The 19,852-nt window shown below is 41.2% G+C and carries 23 protein-coding genes; 13 read left to right on the forward strand and 10 right to left on the reverse strand.

Going from position 1 to position 19,852, the window contains the following annotated elements:
* Nucleotide 1 precedes the first annotated feature (1 nt).
* A complete protein-coding gene (locus F7734_RS00655) occupies nt 2-3,286 on the reverse strand; it encodes a cyclic nucleotide-binding domain-containing protein (RefSeq protein WP_155742895.1) in 3,285 nt (1,094 codons plus the stop codon).
* Nucleotides 3,287-3,588: 302 nt separating this feature from the next.
* Complete coding sequence (locus tag F7734_RS00660) at nt 3,589-4,101, reverse strand: chemotaxis protein CheW (RefSeq protein ID WP_155742897.1); 513 nt, start codon at nt 4,099-4,101, stop codon at nt 3,589-3,591.
* A 271-nt stretch (nt 4,102-4,372) separates the two neighbouring features.
* Between F7734_RS00660 and F7734_RS00665 the strand changes: the two genes are divergently transcribed.
* Complete coding sequence (locus F7734_RS00665; protein WP_155742898.1) at nt 4,373-5,842, forward strand: mechanosensitive ion channel domain-containing protein; 1,470 nt, start codon at nt 4,373-4,375, stop codon at nt 5,840-5,842.
* 300 nt (nt 5,843-6,142) lie between these two features.
* On the opposite strand, the gene F7734_RS00670 is transcribed toward F7734_RS00665, so the two are convergent.
* The 3 genes from F7734_RS00670 to F7734_RS00680 all read right to left on the reverse strand — a co-directional run bounded on the left by F7734_RS00670 (nt 6,143) and on the right by F7734_RS00680 (nt 7,211).
* Nucleotides 6,143-6,454: a hypothetical protein gene (locus F7734_RS00670; protein WP_155742900.1), complete on the reverse strand. Its 312-nt coding sequence runs from the start codon at nt 6,452-6,454 to the stop codon at nt 6,143-6,145.
* A gap of 200 nt (nt 6,455-6,654) precedes the next feature.
* Nucleotides 6,655-7,077, reverse strand: coding sequence for a hypothetical protein (locus tag F7734_RS00675; RefSeq protein WP_155742902.1), 423 nt, complete (start codon nt 7,075-7,077; stop codon nt 6,655-6,657).
* On the reverse strand, nt 7,074-7,211 hold the full coding sequence (locus F7734_RS00680) for a hypothetical protein (protein WP_207713962.1): 138 nt from the start codon (nt 7,209-7,211) through the stop codon (nt 7,074-7,076). The genes F7734_RS00675 and F7734_RS00680 overlap by 4 nt, the downstream gene beginning before the upstream one ends.
* A gap of 288 nt (nt 7,212-7,499) precedes the next feature.
* Between F7734_RS00680 and F7734_RS00685 the strand changes: the two genes are divergently transcribed.
* The 6 genes from F7734_RS00685 to F7734_RS00710 all read left to right on the forward strand — a co-directional run bounded on the left by F7734_RS00685 (nt 7,500) and on the right by F7734_RS00710 (nt 11,180).
* Nucleotides 7,500-7,817: a hypothetical protein gene (locus F7734_RS00685; RefSeq protein WP_155742906.1), complete on the forward strand. Its 318-nt coding sequence runs from the start codon at nt 7,500-7,502 to the stop codon at nt 7,815-7,817.
* 259 nt (nt 7,818-8,076) lie between these two features.
* A complete protein-coding gene (locus F7734_RS00690) occupies nt 8,077-8,532 on the forward strand; it encodes a hypothetical protein (RefSeq protein WP_207713963.1) in 456 nt (151 codons plus the stop codon).
* 37 nt (nt 8,533-8,569) lie between these two features.
* Nucleotides 8,570-9,289: a pyridoxine 5'-phosphate synthase gene (locus F7734_RS00695; protein ID WP_155742908.1), complete on the forward strand. Its 720-nt coding sequence runs from the start codon at nt 8,570-8,572 to the stop codon at nt 9,287-9,289.
* A gap of 140 nt (nt 9,290-9,429) precedes the next feature.
* The gene (locus tag F7734_RS00700; protein ID WP_155742909.1) at nt 9,430-10,092 is read left to right on the forward strand and encodes a SnoaL-like polyketide cyclase; all 663 of its coding nucleotides are present in this window, start codon (nt 9,430-9,432) and stop codon (nt 10,090-10,092) included.
* Nucleotides 10,093-10,128: 36 nt separating this feature from the next.
* Nucleotides 10,129-10,458 carry an MgPME-cyclase complex family protein gene (locus F7734_RS00705; RefSeq protein ID WP_155742911.1) on the forward strand — a complete coding sequence of 110 codons (330 nt, stop codon included), beginning with the start codon at nt 10,129-10,131 and terminating at the stop codon, nt 10,456-10,458.
* 59 nt (nt 10,459-10,517) lie between these two features.
* On the forward strand, nt 10,518-11,180 hold the full coding sequence (locus tag F7734_RS00710; protein WP_155742913.1) for a hypothetical protein: 663 nt from the start codon (nt 10,518-10,520) through the stop codon (nt 11,178-11,180).
* A gap of 107 nt (nt 11,181-11,287) precedes the next feature.
* Here F7734_RS00710 and F7734_RS00715 read toward each other — a convergent pair whose 3' ends face one another.
* The 3 genes from F7734_RS00715 to folD form a co-directional block, all read right to left on the reverse strand.
* Entirely contained in the window at nt 11,288-11,761 is a 474-nt protein-coding gene (locus tag F7734_RS00715; RefSeq protein WP_155742915.1) for a divergent PAP2 family protein, read from the reverse strand.
* A 101-nt stretch (nt 11,762-11,862) separates the two neighbouring features.
* Nucleotides 11,863-12,789, reverse strand: a complete 927-nt coding sequence (gene crtE / locus F7734_RS00720) for a geranylgeranyl diphosphate synthase CrtE (protein ID WP_155742917.1) — start codon at nt 12,787-12,789, stop codon at nt 11,863-11,865.
* Nucleotides 12,790-12,940: 151 nt separating this feature from the next.
* Nucleotides 12,941-13,819 (reverse strand): bifunctional methylenetetrahydrofolate dehydrogenase/methenyltetrahydrofolate cyclohydrolase FolD, encoded by an 879-nt coding sequence (folD, locus tag F7734_RS00725; protein ID WP_155743037.1) that lies wholly within the window; start codon nt 13,817-13,819, stop codon nt 12,941-12,943.
* Nucleotides 13,820-14,111: 292 nt separating this feature from the next.
* On the opposite strand from folD, the gene F7734_RS00730 reads away from it, so the two are divergent.
* The 5 genes from F7734_RS00730 (at nt 14,112) to F7734_RS00750 (ending at nt 17,766) form a co-directional block, all read left to right on the forward strand.
* Nucleotides 14,112-14,519, forward strand: coding sequence for a hypothetical protein (locus F7734_RS00730; RefSeq protein WP_155742919.1), 408 nt, complete (start codon nt 14,112-14,114; stop codon nt 14,517-14,519).
* 124 nt (nt 14,520-14,643) lie between these two features.
* Entirely contained in the window at nt 14,644-15,090 is a 447-nt protein-coding gene (locus F7734_RS00735) for an NUDIX hydrolase (protein ID WP_155742920.1), read from the forward strand.
* 59 nt (nt 15,091-15,149) lie between these two features.
* Nucleotides 15,150-16,268 (forward strand): AI-2E family transporter, encoded by a 1,119-nt coding sequence (locus tag F7734_RS00740; RefSeq protein ID WP_155742921.1) that lies wholly within the window; start codon nt 15,150-15,152, stop codon nt 16,266-16,268.
* Nucleotides 16,269-16,298: 30 nt separating this feature from the next.
* A complete protein-coding gene (locus F7734_RS00745) occupies nt 16,299-17,471 on the forward strand; it encodes an AAA family ATPase (protein WP_155742922.1) in 1,173 nt (390 codons plus the stop codon).
* Between the two features lie 148 nt (nt 17,472-17,619).
* Nucleotides 17,620-17,766, forward strand: coding sequence for a hypothetical protein (locus F7734_RS00750; protein WP_155742923.1), 147 nt, complete (start codon nt 17,620-17,622; stop codon nt 17,764-17,766).
* A gap of 128 nt (nt 17,767-17,894) precedes the next feature.
* Here F7734_RS00750 and F7734_RS00755 read toward each other — a convergent pair whose 3' ends face one another.
* Entirely contained in the window at nt 17,895-18,281 is a 387-nt protein-coding gene (locus F7734_RS00755; RefSeq protein WP_155742924.1) for a hypothetical protein, read from the reverse strand.
* A 25-nt stretch (nt 18,282-18,306) separates the two neighbouring features.
* Here F7734_RS00755 and F7734_RS00760 point away from each other — a divergent pair, with 25 nt between their 5' ends.
* Nucleotides 18,307-18,858: a cyclic nucleotide-binding domain-containing protein gene (locus F7734_RS00760; RefSeq protein WP_347566104.1), complete on the forward strand. Its 552-nt coding sequence runs from the start codon at nt 18,307-18,309 to the stop codon at nt 18,856-18,858.
* 218 nt (nt 18,859-19,076) lie between these two features.
* Here F7734_RS00760 and F7734_RS00770 read toward each other — a convergent pair whose 3' ends face one another.
* Nucleotides 19,077-19,688: a hypothetical protein gene (locus F7734_RS00770; protein WP_155742927.1), complete on the reverse strand. Its 612-nt coding sequence runs from the start codon at nt 19,686-19,688 to the stop codon at nt 19,077-19,079.
* Between the last annotated feature and the right edge of the window lie 164 nt (nt 19,689-19,852).

Raw genomic sequence — 19,852 nt, forward strand, 5'->3', positions numbered from 1 at the left:
ATTAAGACTGAGACGTAACTTTTGTTGTTAGCCTTTGCAGGCGACCAATTGTGTTGAGCAAAAGGCTCCTCGACACTTCAGGATCGTTACGTAACACTGTCTCAAAATCCTTAGTCTCAATCATCAATGCTCGATTTCTCTCGGCTTTAGCGACTACGTTTGCTGAACGTGGCTGGCGGCTGAGGACTCCCATCTCACCGATGGTTTCACCTGTCCGAACCATATTGATAACAACCTCACTCTCCCCTCGCAAAACCGTGACATCAGCTTCACCATCAATTAACAGGAGTAGTTCATTGGATGGTTCTCCTGCCTTGCACATCATTTCACCCTGAGTATAAACTCGAATCTCTGCCTGACGAGCCAATTCAATAAGTGCTTCCGGCTTGACAGTTCTCAGGAGGCTGGTCTCAAATAACAAAAATAGCTTTTCTAGAGTGCTTAACCTTTCAGAGGGTGCGACGGACTGTATCGACGCTTGCTTTTTCCAATTGACGGTTATCGAAGGTTCCTCCGCTTGACTAAACCGAATCACATCTCCCTGATTAAGCCGTACTGTACTGTTTTGCACGCGTTTGTCATGAATCCGCAAACCATAAGCACTTTTGAGCACAGTCAAGCTGGCTCCTTGCTCGTCAAGGTGAAGAATGGCGTGCTGTTGGGAGACTTTCGGATTTGGCAAGATGATGTTATTTGTCACGCTTCGTCCTATTTGGATAGCTGGTTGCTGGAAGAAAAGCTGTTCTTTTGTGTCTCCTACCATCACCTGGACGATTAAAGTTTGCACCAAAGTGGGCGCTTGTGCGTTGGAAAGACCCAAAATATTTTCTGCTGTTTCCTTTACCAGCCAATCTCCGGGCTTCGTCGAATTGAGTAACTGATGTGCATATTGCCGACTTTGTTGAGGATCGAGTTGAGCAAGTGCATGAAGTGCTGCTGCTTGGACAAGTGGCTCTAGCTCTTGCAGAAGTTCCTTGAGGACTTCAATCACAGAAGTCTGACGTTTTGCTGATGTGACTTTTGGTATCGGTTGTCCAGCAATGAAGATCTGAGTTGGTATTTCGTCATCAACCATCTGTGCTTGAGTATCAAGGGTTGCTGGTTCTAACTCATCTGATTGTAGTATGGCGATCGCCTTCGCACTGAGTCGTTTTTGCCACTGGTTAGTCTCAGTAGATTCTTGAAATATTTTTGGCAAGACATTGTCTGCGAGTACTCCCATCGCACTGGCAATTTTCACAGCTTCAGGTGCATCTCCCAAAACTTCTAGAATATTCAGCAGTTGCTTGGTGACAATTTGTTCTTTATTATGAATGGCAACCAATCGCAGCAAAATATACACAGGTGCAGAGGGGTTAGGAACCAAATTGCTCAGTATTTGGTCACGGACAGTTAGTTGCTTTAACTGCTCTAACAGCATTTCTGCCTTGCGGAGAATAGCACTGTTTTCATCAGTTATCTGTCCCAAGATTTGTGCTTGTTCCTCCGCCGTAATTCCGTACTCCTGCTTCAAAGCTTGAATTTGCTTTTCTCTGCGTTGGAGTGCTTGACGCAGAGGAACACCCATCTCCATCAAGTCCAGAAGTTGCAGTTCTAGGGCTTGGCGATAATTTTCAATCCGTAATTGGTTTTCCCGGCTTCTTCGCTTGCTTGGGTCGAGCAAATCTGGGTTTTCCACTCCCAGTTCTGTGAGGATATTATAATGTTCTTCGTCCTTAATCCCCAGTTCCAGGCGAATTTGCTTGAGTCCTTCCAAGCTATTGGCAGGGTCAATATTTCCTTGTTCCAATTCTTCCCTTAGTAACCCTTTGTAGACTTGAAAACTGGATTCTTTACTAAAACTGGGCAGTACTTTGGCAAGAACATAAACCTCATCAGGTTTGAGTTCCTCCATTGTTCGACCTTCTAAGAATTTGGAGAAGTCAACCGTGAGTTTGCTCAACTGACGACGCAGACTTTCAGCAAGGCTTTCTCGTGAATAGGTTTCTGCGCTACGAGCAATCGTTCTATAAAGCCACACTGTACTGACAAGGATGACCAAAGCGTTAAATCCTAGCTCAACAAAAGTTGGTAGCTGTTTGAGTATCGGTCGCCCAGCAAACAAAAAGTAAATGTTAAAGACTAGAAACGTGCTAATTGAAAAAATTATGTGTTGTACTTGTTGTTGACTCAGAGGTTTATTAATGCGTTGCCGATGAGCCTTATAAGCCTTTTCTATCCTGGAAAATAAGAAATAGCTAACTGTTACAAAAGCCCCTATCGTGAGCGGAACAGCAAGCAATTTAGGAATAGGAATTGACTGACCAAAAATGTAAAATCCCGGAGCGAAAAGAGTTGCTAACTGATTTTCTTCGTGACTCCAAACTCCAGAGTAGTAGTAATCTAAAGTGCCGGAGTACAGGAAGTAATAGAGATAAAATCCAACGACTAATCCTACATAGCCGTACTGAACAAATCGGCGACCTGGCTTGTTGAAAACTTCCCAATAAGATCGTTCTGCATCAATGTCCATACAAGGAGATTGGCAGCTCACACAGATACTTTTCTCTTTACCTTCTTTGTCCGCTGCCCGACACATAGATTGAGTGATAATCTGTTTCTGTCCTTGGTGTGCCTCACTTCCAAACAATCCTCTTGGTCCGTTGTATACCATCTGCACCGGACCCATAGGACAGATATACTGACACCAAGTTTTACCAGAAAATAGGTAACCTATTAATATGGCTGATAGGATGGTGAGGAGCACAAAAGACCCCAAAAACAAACGTTCTGAGTTAATGAAGAGAATTCTCAAGCAAAGACCAATGCAGAGAAATCCAAATTGGAAGTATAAATGATTGCGTCCCAGCCAAGAATCTTTTGATACCTTAGCCAGTTCATAGCGCACCGCTCCTGTACGGGGATTGGTAATTTTGCGTTGACGTTGCTTTCCTAATGCCCTAGAAATTTGTGATAGAAAAGACAACGGGCAAATGCGTCGCCATGTTTCATGACCAAAAACTAACAGAATCATGACACCGCAAGGGATCACAATTCCCCAGAAGATTTTTGCCCCAATAGCAAAAGGTTTGACATCAACACACTTTCCTTGTACTGTCGCAACCTGTTTGCATTGCACCGGATCTAACAAATCCGGATTAAGACGAAAAATGCTCCATTCCGTCGTAGGCTGTGTTAGGTAGGGCGAAATCGGGTCGTAGAATAACGAAACAATGAGTAAAAGCCAGCCACTAACAAGCAGCCATCTCACAAAATGCATCCGTTTTTCTGGCACGCGGTGAAACATGTCAACCTAATCCTGATGATAATTGTTGTGAAAACACATATGTGAGCTTATATATATACAGTAAAAATCAAAGTTACTGAACTGCTTGACTCAAATAATCTTTGAGCGATCATTATAAAATATACACTTTTTCTCTAGTTCTTCTCTTTTTTGTTATTTTTTTATAAAAAGTAAATTTCTGACAACAGGGTCTTGTAGTGATAAAATTTACAATTCTACTGCCCGCAGCGACCGAAGAGAAGCAATTTATACTCAAATATGGTTTTTTCATTTTGATTACTGAGTTCTGGGTACTTTTTTAGTTAATAACTCTGCTGTTGAGGTAACAGGATTCGCTCTCGTTCTGGCAAAATGTTATCCAACTGAAGGCATTGAATCATTCCTTGTGCATCATTAATCATTTCTCCCAAATAGGGAGCAGTATCAACTTTGATTCCTGTCACAAAAACCTCAGTTTCTTGCTTGCGGAATGTGTCGGTTACTCGCTCTGCCATCAATCCTAAAATATGCGATGGTTGAGAGGCATTCGCCTCTTGCGTCTGTGTATGATAGCGGCTTTCCGTAAGAGAATTATCGTTGCAGTCGTAATTCACCAAGATAATCCTACTACTGAATAGAGGACGGCAAGGAGTACCATGAATTAAACGGCATAAATCAATCACTGGTACAAGACGATTCCGGTAGTTAAATACACCAGCGATATAATCAGGCGCATGATGTAGAGTTTTCAGTACTACTTTAGGCACTACCTCTACAACACGCTTACTTTCCAAGGCATAACGGTCATTTTTGATATAGAAAAGTAACATTAACATAGATTCAGATAATCAGTTGCATTTAGTGATGGTCAAGAGTGGATTTGCTTTCCGTGTCAATTTCCAAGCTTTCCGCAAATTGGGATTTTTTATGAGATAGATATTAACTTAAACAATCAATCTTATTATACTTGTGTTTATGCTTAGTTTGATACTTTTGATTGCCTAGTGAAGCATTGTATCAGTTCCTAACTTATGTACGTTATTCATTTTATAGGCAAAGCCTTACCGTAGCCTTAAAAAACGTTGAAGTCACAATTAGAGGTATATTTTGATACAAAATGAGCAAATTTCCAGCCACAATCAACTAGTAACAATAGTTGTCCTTGTCCAAGCACTATGGACAGAATTATTAAAGTTGTGGAAATTGACATTATTTAAAATTGGCGATAGTAGTGTATCCTTTCAGTCAATTATTGTCTTCATTCTGGCGGTCGTATTAGTTATTTTCCTTTCTCGCACTCTCAGTAATTTTCTCAAAAATAGACTACTCATTAAAGTGGGAATGGACGAAGGTAACCGGGAGGCGATCGCTGTTGTTGTTCGTTATTTGTCAGTTGGCTTGGGCATCATTATTGTTCTGCAAAGTATTGGCTTTAATCTCGGCTCTTTGGTCGTTTTAGCAGGTGGTTTGGGAGTAGGCATTGGCTTCGGTATCCAGGATTTGACAACTAACTTTGTGAGCGGTCTCACACTCTTATTAGACCGACCTGTCAAGGTAGGAGACTATGTTGAATTAGATGGTTTAAGTGGAACAGTCAAAGCCATTTCTATTCGGTCTACCATCATCAAAACTCTTGATAATTCATCTGTCATTGTTCCAAATAGTGACATGATTGATAACAAAGTTGTTAACTGGAGCTATGAAAGTTCAAGTTGTTGTTTGAGAATACCTGTACGAGTTCCAGATGATAGCGATCCTTTGGCAGTCACAGAAGCTCTATTAAACGCTGCATACATGGAATCAGCAGTTCTTAGTCATCCAAATCCTAAAGTTTTGTTTGTAGAATTTGGGGAGAATTGTTTTAAATTTGAACTTTTGGTTTGGATTGACCGACCCAATGAAAGAGAAGTTATTAAAAGTTCTTTGAATTTTGAAATCGAGTATAATTTCCGTCAACAAGGAATTAGCTTATCTATAACAGATCCGTACTTATTGCTTCAAAATACAGATAGTAATCAAGAGAAAAATAACCAAAAATCGCCCGTTGCATTATCAACTCAAAAACAGTTCTCTCTCAGTAATTTACTGCGTCAGATAAAGTACTTTGGAAACTTTTCTGACCCAGAATTACGGCAATTGATAGAAAATGGATACCGACAACGCTTGCGAACATCGGAGGTTTTGTTTCGTGAAAATGACCCAGGAGATGCCTTCTACATAATTCTTTCAGGTGCTGTAGAGGTGTATGTAGAAAAAATTAACAAACATCTCACCAACCTACAAGCTGGGAAATTTTTTGGGGAAATTTCTTTGATGCTAGGAATTCCTCGTACTGCTTCAATTAGAGCAATAGAAGAGACAGTATTATTTGTCATTAACCAAAACGGTTTTCAAAAACTCTTAAGAGATAATCCAGAGTTATATGAGCAAATTGTAGAAGAGTTAGCAAAAAATCAAGAAGAACTTGCAGAGCGTCAACAACAGCTACGAGACATGGGTTTAGTTGATACCACAGAAGATGACCAAAATCCTTTGGATTGGGTAAGGAAGCGGTTAAAAAACCTTTTCAAAATTTAAATTTTAACATGAGCTTCCAACGAACAGAATTCGTTTAATTAGACATTTTGGTTGGCGATTTCCTTGTTTGGTTGCACTTGGGAGCAAACCAACATCGCCAATCCATACAGCGTCTTCCGGCTCAAATAGCTCTTGCGGGCATAGTCTGCGGCATCACGCAGCGTGCGCTTTGCGCTTCGGAATTATCGAGAGATAAATCTGGAGTTGATTCGCAAAGAAACTGTCAATTTGATTCTTTTGAACGCCTTTGATTACCTCTCCTGATGACAACTCTATTTTTATGCATTTTTGAAAATTTTCTCAAGCCATCTGGGGTATGCAGTGTACATTTTTACACAATGAAAAAATTTGTTGTAATAGCTCACCCCTTGGTTTTATTAATTTAGCTATTTCTTTGCTAGCTGGAATTTTGTATTTCGAGTGCCATTCAAGTTTTATGAACCAATGAATGCCTATCCTTTGACATTCAAAAGCTCGCGAAACGATCTGTTTTTCTCCAAGTGACAGGGGTCTTTGAATCGCCGATTCAACACTTTGGAGCGAGGGAACCAGTTTATTTACTGCGTTTAATACTTGTTGTTCATTTACTGCTCTTACTATTTCTTTATTCATATTCAAAGGTGCTGTTTTTTACTATCTTAAAGCTCGTTCTGACCTGCAATTGCGACTTCATACCCAAGCTGCCTGGTCTACTGGTTCATAACTATGAATAGTTACCAACCGCATGGGGACTTTTGGTGCATCTCAATACGATTTCGGGTTATGTGCTGTCAAATTTTGCGGAATAAAAATTGACAGCTTTACAATTCCCATCAACTAGCAGCTGGCGGGCTGCTACCACCGTTTCTGTCGCGCAAGTACTGCCAAATCTGTCGAATCTCGGTTCGGAATTCTTGCCGATCGCGTTCTGCCTGTTGCTGAAAAGCTTGGCGGTCAATGGCTGCTTGCTGCCGATCCTGTGCTGCTTCAGCTGCTAAAGAATCTACTCGTGCCGCAATAGTATTAACGCTAACAGTTAGTGTATCTACTCTTGTATTGACTGCAGCTACATTCTCGGTGAGCTGCTGGATGTTAGCAACCAGAACGTCAATGGTGTTACTTTGACCGTTGATGTTAGCACTCATGGCAGCAATAGTGGCATCATGTTCTACAACTTTTTCGCCTACGTTGGCAAACAGAGTTTCTAGGCGGCTGAGTCGTTCATCAATGCTTGGCGGTTGTCCTGCGTTGGTCATTTATCCTCCTTATCTCCCTGCTTGGCTGTGATGGCTTGGTCAAGCAGCATTGTTATTAAGTTATTGACAGAGCGATGTTCTGACTCCGCCCATCCCTTAAGAAAATTAAGTTTCTCTTGATCTAGATAAATCATTAACTTTGGCTTTTTGCTTGGCATTACTAGCAAGTACATATAAGTGCTATCCCTTATCAGTAATTATCACCCCATGAAGTTTTTTTTGGCAGGGGTTGATACTTGCTAGTACTTGCTAATACTATAGCAAGTGTGGAGGGAAAAGACAACTAAAACGCTCTCCACACAAAGATTTTAGCCCACGACAACACTGCGTGCTCGTGACACTTTCGCACGGGTATGGAATGTTTGTAGTCTGAACCTTGACAACCGAAAATCAGAGTGACTGCTTGAGGGGTAGTTGCAAGCGTGCTGATAGTTACGACTGGTTATATCGCACTCCGAGAAAAAACGACTTTTGCAGAGCGAGAGAATGCTTATCAAACAATTCTGGCAGCGAAGCAAGTACAAAACGATGAGGCAGCGCTAAAAGCATCTCAACAATTTTTTCAGAATGAACCCTTCCTTAGCAAAGATGAACGGATGGTACAGGTAATAAAAATTTACGAAGAGTCCTTGGTACGTTGGGTTTTCCAGCAGCCAGAGGCGCAACTCAAACAAGCAGATATGAAATATTTACAACTCTATAAAGAATTACAGAAAACCGCAACTGTACAGGAGAAATAGCCATGAGTATCAGAAAAATTTTTGATTGCTTAAGCATTACTCTTATTGCTGCATCTCCCGTAGCTTTGGGAGTAGTGTACGCCCAAACCAGCACATCTCAACTCAATCCCCTAATTATCTAACTTGGTTTGAAGATCGCGCCTTAGCCTTTCAATGGCAGTTAAGCAACCTCGACCTGAAAACTGCAAGCGATTTACTCCAGCATATTAAACAAGTCTTCAAGTCTACCGATTCCCATCTAATTGAAGTACAAATACGTATGTTAGAAGGCATATTTACTTACTATCAAGGCACAGACAGCAATGACATCAGTAAGATTAATCAAGCGCATCAAATTTTAGAGGAAGTCTGTCTTCAATTAGAGGAAATGGGTTTAAAACCAGATCTTTGGCAGGTACAACGGATTGTGATTTGGTGTCGTACTAGGTTAAATTATCCACCCCTCGAAATAGAAGCTTTAACAGCATCGACAAATCAGTTACTCGAACAAATCACCTCTTCCTTAACACCAGAAGACCAGGTATTTTATCTGTTGAATAAATGGACAGCAGATGAAGAATACATTGCTACAGAGATTAATCAGTTACAGCGTTTGCAACAAAGATTCATCACAAGTAATTTTTTATTGCGCCCTTGGCTGCGCTTGCGGTTGATGCGAAGGCTGAATGCCTTAGTTGAGCATATTGATAAAACCACAAATCACAATTTCCAGTAAAATCAAGACCTGAGGATTGTAAACAGGGAGACTCAGGTTGGCTACACTTGGTGTAAACATAGACCACATTGCCACCATTCGACAAGCGCGGCGGACAGTGGAACCAGACCCCGTAGCTGCGGCGGTACTCGCAGAATTAGGGGGTGCAGATGGCATTACCGTGCATCTGCGCGAAGACAGACGGCATATTCAAGAACGAGATGTGCGCTTATTGCGTCAAACAGTAAGAACTCATCTCAACTTGGAAATGGCAGCTACAGATGAAATGGTTGCTATTGCCCTAGATATTAAACCCGATTATGTCACTCTCGTTCCAGAAAAGCGGGAGGAAGTCACCACAGAAGGTGGGCTGGATATCGTTGGTCAAATTGATAGAATGGAAGCAGTTGTCGATAAATTGCAAAGCGCTGGTATTCCAGTCAGTTTGTTTATCGATGCGGAACCATCACAAATTGAAGCTTCTGTCAAGATTCAAGCACAGTTTATTGAACTTCATACTGGGCGATACGCTGAAGCTAAAAATGAAACAACTCGTCAACAGGAGTTAACATTCCTGGCTAAAGGGTGCGAGCAAGCAATACAAGCAGGATTGCGAGTGAATGCCGGTCACGGGCTAACTTATTGGAATGTCTTCCCAGTTGCTACTTTTCCTGGTATGGAAGAACTCAACATCGGGCATACCATTGTCAGTCGCGCTGTGTTAGTAGGTATGGAAAGAGCAGTCCGTGAAATGAAACTAGCCATGCGAGGGGAATAGTGAACAGTGAACAGTGACCAGTGACCAGTGACCAATGACAACTGACAACTGACAACTGATAACTGAAATAGAGGGGTTGTCAATGCGAAAATCCAAAAACTTGTTCGTATTTCACAAGTTAAATCGGAATTTAAACTTCTATGAACGCGGAACAATCTAACAACCTTCCTCTTTGGGTACAGGACAGAGACACAGTCATCGCAAATAGTGGTAACGCTGAATGGCGTTCTCAAACTCCACCAGATTACTCTGAGTCTGAAGAAGGGCTTGCAAAAGAAAGCAAAGCCAAGCATATTGAAGGTTCGCTCGAAGCGATTGTTCAAAATTTGGTGAGAACTTTTGAGATGGAAGCCTCTTTCAAGACAAACCCCTCTCAGTGGTTATCTGTTGTCAACGAGCACTTCCGCATGAGTAGCAATGGAGGTGCAGAATACACAGCATCAGATGTGATAAAGGCAGGCACTTATAATCTATTTATGCCGGATACAGAACATTACAAAGCTTCGGAAGAAACTTTTGAATCATCGGGTAAACTCTTCCGCACGGCATTTCCTAAAGGATTTTTGTGGGAAGTCTTAGAGGTTTTCTCCGGTCCCCCCAACGTAACATTTAAATGGCGGCATTGGGGAACTTTTAGCGGTTCATACAAAGATTATGCGTCAACAGGGGAGACAGTGGAGATAGTCGGTATGAGCGTAGCCCGTGTCACTGATGATTTAAAAATTCTTTCGGTGGAACACTATTTTGACAACAGTCAGTTTCTGAAAAAGTTAACTGTTGCTAAAAAACAAACAACGACTTAGTATTCATGATTAACTGCGATCGCGAGAAGACGAAAAATGCAAAAATACTATTACGTGTTGGCAAGTCAACGATTTTTACTTGAAGAAGAACCCATGGAGGAAGTTCTCAAAGAACGCACCCGTCATTATCACGAACAAGAAAAAGAAATAGATTTTTGGGTGGTTAAGCAACCAGCTTTTCTAGAAGCGCCTCAAATGGCAGCAATCAAGGCAAAATGTCCCCAACCCGCAGTGGCAATTATTTCTACTGATTCCCAATTTATTACCTGGTTGAAACTACGATTGGAGTACGTCATCACTGGCGAATTTCAAGCTCCTTCCCCAGAAATCCCTGATGCTTTAGCATCTGTTGTTACCGTATCCTAAATGTAGAGACGCGCTATGGCGCGTCTTTACACTATAAATTAGAAAAAAAGAATAAAATCATGTATCAAGCTATTGCCCGGACATTTACAAAATCTTTAATCAGTAGTTTATTGCTAGCATTTAGCGGCTTGATTGCTGGTGTAGATGCCGCCATTGCTCAGTCACAAAATTTACCGATCTGTCAATCTCCCGGTGCTGGTGAATATCTTTTATTGGTCATTAGTCCCACATCAAGTAATCAAAATCAGTTGCGTAGTGCATTACCAGGAGAACTTAAGACAATCACTTGCAGGTATTTAAAAGATACGGTAGTAACGCGGATAGGTGGATTTCGCAACATAGACGATGCTAATCGCTGGGCTAGGTACATCAGCACCGTTGTCGGGCTATCTGCTATCATCACAACTCGACCAGCAGATGGCGCACCATCTCGAAACGATAACCAAAGCGTCAGCTATAAACCCCAACAATTGGGAGAGGGTTATGCTGTATTAGTTGATTACTATAACCGCCCAGAAGTTGCCAATCAAGTCCAGGAAGTGGTAGGAAGAGATGTAGGTTTTGCTACCTACGGACAACGTCCTTACTTATTAGCTGTTTACACAAGTAATCAAAAAGATGCATACACTACATTACAAAAGCTAAGCGAACAAGGCTTTTCTGCTGTACTGGTAGATAGTCGAAAAGTGTTGCTGTTACGCTCAGCTGTACGCTTGCAGTAAATTTGTCATTTGTCATTTGTCGTTTGTTATGAATTATTCTCCCTTGTCTCCCTTGTCTCCCTTGTCTCCCTTGTCTCCCTTGTCCCCCTTGTCCCCCTTGTCACTGATTAAGGATTAACAACTAGTACGCCGGTAGACCTAGCTAACCATGATATGGTTATACCTAACGCTGAACCGGCTATAACTTGAACGGGTGTATGTCCCAACAATTCCTTGAGTCGATCGCCGTTAAAATTGGGGTGTTCGTGAAATAATTCATCAATCATTTGATTGAGGATGCGAGCTTGCTTGCCTGCAGCTTGTCTCACTCCGGCTGCATCGTACATGACAATGATGGCAAAAACAACGGCAACTGCGAATTCGGAAGAAGCCCAACCTAAAGTTTGTCCGATACCAGCTGCTAGGGCTGTAACCAAAGCTGAATGAGCGCTCGGCATTCCTCCTGTAGTTACAAGAACATTGATGTTAAGTTTGCGATTTTTCACTAACTCAATAACCAACTTCAGCCCTTGAGCAATCAAACTAGATATTAGAGCTACGAACAGCACTCGGTTTTCTAAAATGTCACTTATGTCTTGCATAGTATTTATGAATTATGAATTATGAATTATGAATTATGAAAAGAAATATGAATGATAAATGGTGACTTGTAAAGTCGTCTTTCATCATTCATTTTCATTATCTAGCGATCGCGTGTTATTATAAAGTGTGCGATCGCAATCAATGCTTGTGCTTTTGCGCCAAAAGGTTCCAGTTCAGCACAAGCCTCTTCAATCAGTTGTTGAGCTTTTGCGCGAGATTCTTCTATTCCCCAAAGGCTGGGATATGTAACTTTATTAGCTTTTAGGTCTTTGCCAGCCGTTTTCCCTAATTGCTCAGCCGTCGCAGTGATATCTAGAATGTCATCGATAATTTGAAAAGCCAGCCCAATATTTTGGGAATAGCGAGATAGGCGTTGCTCTTCTTCTGCTGTTGCTCCTGCCAAAATCCCACCACAAACGACACAAGCTTCCAAAAGAGCACCCGTCTTGTGGCTGTGAATAAAATTTAATGTTTCCAGAGGAGTATCCGTTTTACCCTCCGATTCCAAATCAAGCACTTGACCGCCTACTAATCCAGTTGCTCCAGTTGCTTGACCCAATCGAGCAATAACCCTTAACACCCGTTCTCCAGGAACGTTTTGAGTTTGGTCTGCAACATGCTCAAAAGCATAGGCGAGTAAACCGTCTCCAGCTAAAATCGCAATATCCTCGCCATACACTTTATGGTTAGTCAGCTTACCGCGTCGATAGTCGTCGTTATCCATTGCGGGTAAATCGTCGTGAATTAACGACATCGTGTGGATCATCTCCACAGCAACGGCAGTCGGCAGAGCCATTTCAATAGTACCACCAAGCATCTCATTGGTAGTCAGACATAGAATTGGGCGCAAGCGCTTCCCACCAGCAAGTAGGGAATAGCGCATGGCTTCATATATTTTTTCTGGATAACGCACGGGTACAGCCTTATCCAAAGCTTCATCACAAAGCTGTTTTTTCTCTTTGAGATAAGCTAACAGGTCAAATTTACCTTCCTGTGCAGTTGTCTGAATATTATCTGCTGCTACCATCCTTAATTATCCTTGATGTTCCGTTGTCTACGTAACAATTTTACGGGAAAGCGTCATTTGTCATTCGTTAAGTGTCATTAGTCATTCGTCAAGTGTCATTTGTTGTTTGTAAATGACCAAGAACAAATGACTAATGACAAAGGACTAATGACTAATTTTGTAAATTTTGCCTGTAGCTGTTGACAGTATTTTGCATCAACATAGCTACAGTCATTAGACCTACGCCGCCAGGAACTGGTGTGAGAAATTCCGCAACTCCAGCAACTCCTTCAAAGTGAACATCACCTACAAGGCGACTGTTACCACTTGAGTCTGTCACGCGATTGATCCCTACGTCTACCACAACAGCACCCGGTTTTACCATGTCAGCAGTAATGAATTCTGGACGACCTACTGCTGCAACTAGAATATCAGCATTCTTTGCGATGGCAGGTAAATTTTGCGATCGCGAATGAGCGACTGTCACGGTAGCATCTGCTTCCAGTAGCATTAAAGCCAAAGGTTTACCCACTAGAATGCTGCGTCCCACTACCACTGCTTGCTTACCTTGTACGGGAATTTTATATTCTTCCAGTAAACTCATGATGCCAGCAGGAGTGCAACTGCGTAAACCCGTTTCACCCCGCACCAGCCGTCCCAAGTTTACGGGATGCAAGCCGTCAGCATCTTTATCTGGAGCAATTTGATACAATAAGTGCTGGGCATTCAAGTGATTGGGGAGAGGCAGTTGTATAAGAATACCATCCACTTGCTCCGAATCGTTGAGTGCAGCAATAACTTCCTCCAGTTCAGTTTCAGTCGTTTCTGTAGGAAAATGCCTACCAAAAGACGCAATACCAATCTTCTTACAGGCGCGTTCCTTTCCACGTACATACGCTGCTGATGCCGGATTATCACCCACCATCAGCACTGCCAATCCGGGCGGGCGTCCTATTTTGGGTTGAGCTTCTTTAATGACAGCAGAAAGCTCTTGCTGAATTTTTTCTGCCTTAGCTTTACCATCAAGAAGTTTGGCTGTTTTTGTATCCATCACGATTCTTAGAAGAAGAACGCTACGCAGTGGCATTGCCATATAATGCACAATTCGCATTCGCGCTTAAACACCACATTCAATATCTTCTCAGATTGCTTGTAAGTAGGTAGGCAAAGATAAAACCAACTCTGTAAAGAAATGTAACAATAGCTGGATTGGGAATTGGTCATCGGGCATCGGGCATTGTTGAAAGCTATTCAATTCCCCATGCCCATTGCCCATTGCCCCAAGATATAAATTGTCACTAGCCGATCCCTGATGCCAAAATTGGCAAGGACAGGTATTGATTATGCAAAAAATGAAAAATTTAAATATATTGTTTTTGTATCAGCACGGCATAGTTTTATCCTTACGCTTGGGATTGACAGTTCTCCTTCTGACAGGGGTGTTCAGTTGCACGAATTTGAGTCGGTATGGCTGGAACACAATAGGAGCCAATATTACCCCCATTCAGGAAATCAAACCACAAAAAGAGGATGATGCGACAGTCTACATACAAGGAAAAGTCGAGAAACGAGTCTCATTGTTAAAGCGGCTAGCATATCAAATTAACGACTCTACAGGTAAAGTGTGGGTAATTAGCAATGAAACTGGTATAAAAGAGGGAGATAAAGTGGTTTTTAAAGGTAAAATACGCTACCAGTCTATCCTCATTGCAGGGAAAGAGTACGGAGAAGTGTATTTAGAGGAAGAGTAAGTATAATTTGTTATTGGTTAGTGGTTAGTGGTTATTGGTTAGTGGTTAGTGGTTAGTAGCTACCAACAACCAACAACCAACAACTAACCACTAACAACCAACAACCAACAACCAACAACTAACCATGCAAGTACAAGTTGCGATCGCGATACTCTACCGAGAAAATAAATTTCTCATGCAATTGCGGGATAACAAACCCAATCTTCTCTATCCGGGACACTGGGCGTTTTTTGGCGGACATATGGAACCGGGCGAAACCCCAGAGGAAGCAGTACAGCGAGAAATTTTAGAAGAAATAGGTTACACTTTACCACCAACCTTTTCCAAGTTCGGCTGCTATTCTGATGAAATAGCCCTTCGTCACGTTTTCCATGCACCGCTATTAGTAGAATTAGATCGATTAGTTCTGAATGAAGGTTGGGACATGGGTTTAGTAGCGCCAGAATACGTTCAGCAAGGGAGTTGCTACTCAGCAGTTGCAGGAGAAGTTAGACCAATAGGAGCAGTCCATCAACGTATTCTGTTAGATTTTATAAAGAAAAAACCTATGGCGATCGCTAATGCTGAATAATTAACACCCATTAGCCATTAGCCATTAGCCATTAGCCATTAGCCATTAGCAAATCATTAATGAATACAAACAAACTACCACAATGGTTAAGTCTGGGCTTAGCGTTTCCCCTCGCGATCCTCAACGCTTGGGTGTTGCTTCAGGTTGTACAGTACTTCCAACCCCTAGTCAGCATTCTTGTTGCCGCCCTCTTGCTAGCTTTTGTTTTAGATTATCCAATTCGGTTTTTCCAAAAACAAGGCATAAATCGTAACTTTGCTATTGTCAGTGTTCTGCTGTTAGCTGTAATAATTGTTGGGGCTTTGGCTGTTACCTTAGTTCCCTTGATTCTGGAACAGCTCAACGAACTAGTGAATTTTTTGCCCAATTGGATTGATTCTGGAACACAACAAATTCAAGCCTTTCAAACCTGGATTGCTACCCAAGCCGCAACCCAAGAACTCCCGGTTAATTTAAGTAATTTAGTCACTCAACTGTTAGATAGATTTTCCAACCAACTTCAGTCATTAACAGGTCAAATCCTTGGTTTTGCAGTGGATACGATTGGTAGTTTAGTTAATGTACTGCTGACAGTCGTTATCACCATCTATTTAATACTTAATGGAGAAAAACTTTGGGATGGAATTTTTCAGTGGTTTCCTCCTTACATTAGCTCACCAGTCAGGCAATTATTACGTGAAGATTTCCAAAATTATTTTATTGGTCAAGCAATCTTAGGTGCATTGCTAGCAGTGATACTCATACTCATCTTTTTGGCACTGCGAATTCCCCTAGCTTTACTTTTTGGAATTGGAATTGGGTTTTTCTCCCTCTTTCCTTTTGGTACGGGTATAGGGATTGCAATAGTCAGCCTATTAATTGGATTGCAAAATTTTTGGTTGGGGGTAGAAGTTTTAGCTGTTGCTGTACTTGTGGATCAAATTAATACTAATTTTGTAGCTCCTCGAATTTTAGGGAATTTGACAGGCTTGAACCCTGTTTGGGTTGTTATTTCCTTATTGGTAGGCGCAAAACTTGGAGGATTATTAGGTTTGTTGGTTGCTATACCCATAGCTAGTTTTATCAAAGATGTAGTAGATAGCTGGCGTAATGGAGGCTTTAGAGATCCACTTACTGAGAACGTCTCAAGTGACGGCGTGCCGTCTGGAAAATCGGCAAATGTAGTTTTGGAGCGATAATTTAGATGATAAATAATCGAGGGGATGCAGATGGAAGGTAAAAGATTTATCCACAGCTTGCGATTGGAAAACCTCTTATCTTATGGAAGTGAAGCAGAAGAAATTGAATTACAACCATTGAATGTATTAATTGGTTCTAATGCATCTGGTAAATCGAATTTGATTGAAGCACTGAACATTTTAAAGGCTACACCTACAGACCTACTAGTTCCATTTCGTCAAGGAGGAGGTATTAGTGAGTTTTTTTGGAAAGGTGATAAGAATAGTTCCTCGGCAAAAATAGAAGCGATTATTAACAAACATCAAGATATCGAATCATTACGATATTGGTTAAACTTTACTATAGTTGGACAAAAACTTGAGTTGCTTGATGAAGCCATTGCCAGTGCATCTATTAATAATAATATCAGAGATGAAAGTTTTTTTTACTATCGCTTTGGTATAGATGAACCAATTTTAATGACTAGGAGGATAGCACCAAAATCGGATGACGAAAAATGGTATAATCAAGGAACTGGTGTGTCATTCAGCAACAACCAATCAATATTATCTCAATTACAAGAACCACGTAAATACCCTGAGATAGGATATCTTCAAAAACAATTTTCAAAAATCTGCTTATATCGTGAATTACTAACAGGTCGTTCTAGTGAATTAAGGAGTCCTCAAAAAGTTGATTTACCCGAACATCCTGTTTTAGAAGATGGAAGTAATTTGGGACTTGTTCTAAATAATTTACAACATCAGTTAGGAAGTAGAAAAATTATTGATAAACTGAAAAAATTTTATAATGCCGTAGAAGAGATTAGTATAAAAATATATGGTGGTACAGTACAAATATTTATCCGTGAGGAAGGACTGACTCAACCAATTCCCGCAAATCGTTTATCTGATGGAACATTACGGTATTTATTTTTAATGGCTTTACTTCTCGATCCAACTCCACCACCTCTTATCTGTATTGAAGAACCAGAAATAGGTCTGCATCCAGATATTCTACCTACAATTGCTGAGATGCTTATTGAAGCATCTCAAAGAACACAACTGATTGTCACAACTCATTCTGATGCTTTAGTTTCTGCAATTCCACCGGAATCGGTGTTGGTTTGTGAAAGAGATGATAAAGGAACTCATTTACATCGTCTTGAACCAGAGAAGTTAAAAAATTGGGGCTCTTGCGTACTTAGCGTGCTAAAATTGTAGAAAAATAAGCTTAAAACTATTGCTGGGCTTAGCTTACAGCTATTATTAGTTTCAAAATGTTACTCCTTGTTAAAATTGAAATTATAAGTGCCTGTAAGCCTTGTAAATACAAGCATACTTGTAGATTTTAATGAAAATTTAGCACGCTATGTACGAAAGAACCAGTGTAGAGCGCGAGAATAGCAGTTCTCATTTGCCTGTAGCAAACCCAATTGTAGGGGCGCAATGCCTTGCGCCCCTACCAACGTACCTCACTGATTTGGGAACTGGCAAAGTTACTTTACGCACGATTTAAAAAAAGCTATTTATTGGCTGACTCTATCAGCCCATCGGTTGAAGTCCAGCCCTAGAACTAGCGATCGCCCCCAAAGAGCTATTATTTCGAACCCAAACAAAGCATTTGGAAGTTAGCGCTGATTAGCGCTAACTTGTAGGTGGACTGCTACCACCGTTCCTGTCGCGCAAATATTCCCAAATCTGCCTAATCTCGGTACGGAATTCCTGGCGATCGATAGCTGCTTGCTGTCGGTCTTGGGCTGCTTCGGCTGCTAAAGAATCTACACGGTTGGTTACTTCAACAACATTGATAGTCAGTGCGTCTACTCTTTGGTTGACTGCGGCTACATTCTCGGTAAGTTGCTGGATGTTAGCGACAAGAACGTCAATGGTGTTACTTTGACCGTTGATGTTAGCACTCATAGCAGCAATGGCATCATTCTGGGCTAGCACTGTTTCGCCAACGTTGGCAAACAGAGTTTCTAGGCGGCTGAGTCGTTCCTCAGTGGTTGGTGGTTGTCCTGCGTTGGTCATGTGTCCTCCTTTTCTAAATCCTCCGGTGCTATCCATTCAACAGCAAGTATCCTCTGGCAGTGTACTGATTCGACAACAAAGCTATGCCGATAACTTATATATTGTTCTTGATGGGACTCTTAGTGCAACAATTAAGAGAAATCAAGAGAGTGCATTGGCTAGCATTTTTGCTGCTCTTGAGGATGACAATGACTTAGAGCAAGAAATTGCTAACTTCTCCACGGGTGAGGTACTCGGTGAAATGTCTTTTCTCAATATCAGCCCCTCTGCAACAGCGGTGAAAGCACAAGAAAATTCACTCGTTCTAGCCTTACCCTGCCAAAAACTCCTAGTCAGGCTCCAACAAGACTTAAATTTTGCGTCTCGGTTTTACCGTGCGATCGCAATGTTGCTTTCTGCTAGGCTTCAAGGGTTAATTAGTCACCTCGGATATGGCAGAGGTACTTACCGCATAGGGCAGAGGTTATCGCAAAACTGTAAATATGATGACGAAATTGACTCTGCTGTTATGGATAACCTCACCCTAGGCGGTGCTAGATTTAACTGGATGCTTAGGCGGTTGAAAATATTGTCATAAGATGTAAAGTTTGCGACGAGGGTAACTAGCACTCATGTTGCGTTTAATCAATTTGTTTTCATGTGCTCGAACTTTCCACTCTCATTAATCACACAATCATTTTAACTACTTTTGCAATCCAGCTAGGGCATAGCTGAAGTTTGCACCTTTTAAGTTAGCACCAGTAAAATCAGCGCTTCTGAAAGCGATCGCTCTGTACATAAGGGTGAATCGTTTTTCTAAGCTTCATCATTTGTACTAGTTACCATTGCCACCAAGATTCCTAAAATTTTATCTACAGGTGGAAACAAATATATGGTTGGGTCAATGGTGACTGCATTATTTCTTAGACTCAAAAAAGTCCACTGTGTTGCTGTAGTAACTACACCAAAAACTGGTTGCATATCTTTATTAAACTTATTGGCAGCCACCATTTCAGCAATACATTGAGGTAAGCCTAAAGCTAGATCTGACTTTTTGGCTTCAACTACGGTTATTACGGGTTTAACGATTGTAATACTGATCGGACTTTTTGATATTAAGAAGTCGCACACACCGGTTAAACCACTTGATTTGTCTACATTAAACGTTTCTCCTGAAAACACGTTAATAGGGGTACTGGAAATTTCTTGCAGTTCTGTTAATATGGGACTGATGACTCGTTCGCTTTTTTCTTTTTCACTTCTCAATTCTAGAACAACTCTTGTCGCGTTTCTTCTGAGAATTTCATTAAGTAAATTGCTGGGTTGTATTGGGGGAGCATCTGAAAATAAATGTGGTGTTTCTTGAATTAACTCTAGTTGAAATTGATTGATTACACTAGGTAAATCGTTGAAGTCTGAATAAGCCATAATTTTTGTTTGATTCTGAAGAGTATTTTTGGTTTACTGAACGTATATAGCAATCCTATTTCCTATTTTAATAGAACTTAGACAAAGCCCCTTTGGACAAATATACCGCTTTTCAATTGGGTGCAATACATAAAAAAGTTATGGAACCGCAGATGCACGCAGCC

It is taken from the genome of Scytonema sp. UIC 10036 (genome assembly GCF_009725235.1).

Coding starts and splice junctions, on each gene's coding strand:
- F7734_RS00655 (WP_155742895.1), bottom strand. CDS start 3,286: ATGTTTCACCGCGTGCCAGAAAAACGGATGCATTTTGTGAGATGGCTG.
- F7734_RS00660 (WP_155742897.1), bottom strand. CDS start 4,101: ATGTTAATGTTACTTTTCTATATCAAAAATGACCGTTATGCCTTGGAA.
- F7734_RS00670 (WP_155742900.1), bottom strand. CDS start 6,454: ATGAATAAAGAAATAGTAAGAGCAGTAAATGAACAACAAGTATTAAAC.
- F7734_RS00675 (WP_155742902.1), bottom strand. CDS start 7,077: ATGACCAACGCAGGACAACCGCCAAGCATTGATGAACGACTCAGCCGC.
- F7734_RS00680 (WP_207713962.1), bottom strand. CDS start 7,211: ATGATTTATCTAGATCAAGAGAAACTTAATTTTCTTAAGGGATGGGCG.
- F7734_RS00690 (WP_207713963.1), top strand. CDS start 8,077: ATGTTAGAAGGCATATTTACTTACTATCAAGGCACAGACAGCAATGAC.
- F7734_RS00700 (WP_155742909.1), top strand. CDS start 9,430: ATGAACGCGGAACAATCTAACAACCTTCCTCTTTGGGTACAGGACAGA.
- F7734_RS00705 (WP_155742911.1), top strand. CDS start 10,129: ATGCAAAAATACTATTACGTGTTGGCAAGTCAACGATTTTTACTTGAA.
- F7734_RS00710 (WP_155742913.1), top strand. CDS start 10,518: ATGTATCAAGCTATTGCCCGGACATTTACAAAATCTTTAATCAGTAGT.
- F7734_RS00715 (WP_155742915.1), bottom strand. CDS start 11,761: ATGCAAGACATAAGTGACATTTTAGAAAACCGAGTGCTGTTCGTAGCT.
- crtE (WP_155742917.1), bottom strand. CDS start 12,789: ATGGTAGCAGCAGATAATATTCAGACAACTGCACAGGAAGGTAAATTT.
- folD (WP_155743037.1), bottom strand. CDS start 13,819: ATGGATACAAAAACAGCCAAACTTCTTGATGGTAAAGCTAAGGCAGAA.
- F7734_RS00730 (WP_155742919.1), top strand. CDS start 14,112: ATGCAAAAAATGAAAAATTTAAATATATTGTTTTTGTATCAGCACGGC.
- F7734_RS00735 (WP_155742920.1), top strand. CDS start 14,644: ATGCAAGTACAAGTTGCGATCGCGATACTCTACCGAGAAAATAAATTT.
- F7734_RS00740 (WP_155742921.1), top strand. CDS start 15,150: ATGAATACAAACAAACTACCACAATGGTTAAGTCTGGGCTTAGCGTTT.
- F7734_RS00745 (WP_155742922.1), top strand. CDS start 16,299: ATGGAAGGTAAAAGATTTATCCACAGCTTGCGATTGGAAAACCTCTTA.
- F7734_RS00750 (WP_155742923.1), top strand. CDS start 17,620: ATGTACGAAAGAACCAGTGTAGAGCGCGAGAATAGCAGTTCTCATTTG.
- F7734_RS00755 (WP_155742924.1), bottom strand. CDS start 18,281: ATGACCAACGCAGGACAACCACCAACCACTGAGGAACGACTCAGCCGC.
- F7734_RS00770 (WP_155742927.1), bottom strand. CDS start 19,688: ATGGCTTATTCAGACTTCAACGATTTACCTAGTGTAATCAATCAATTT.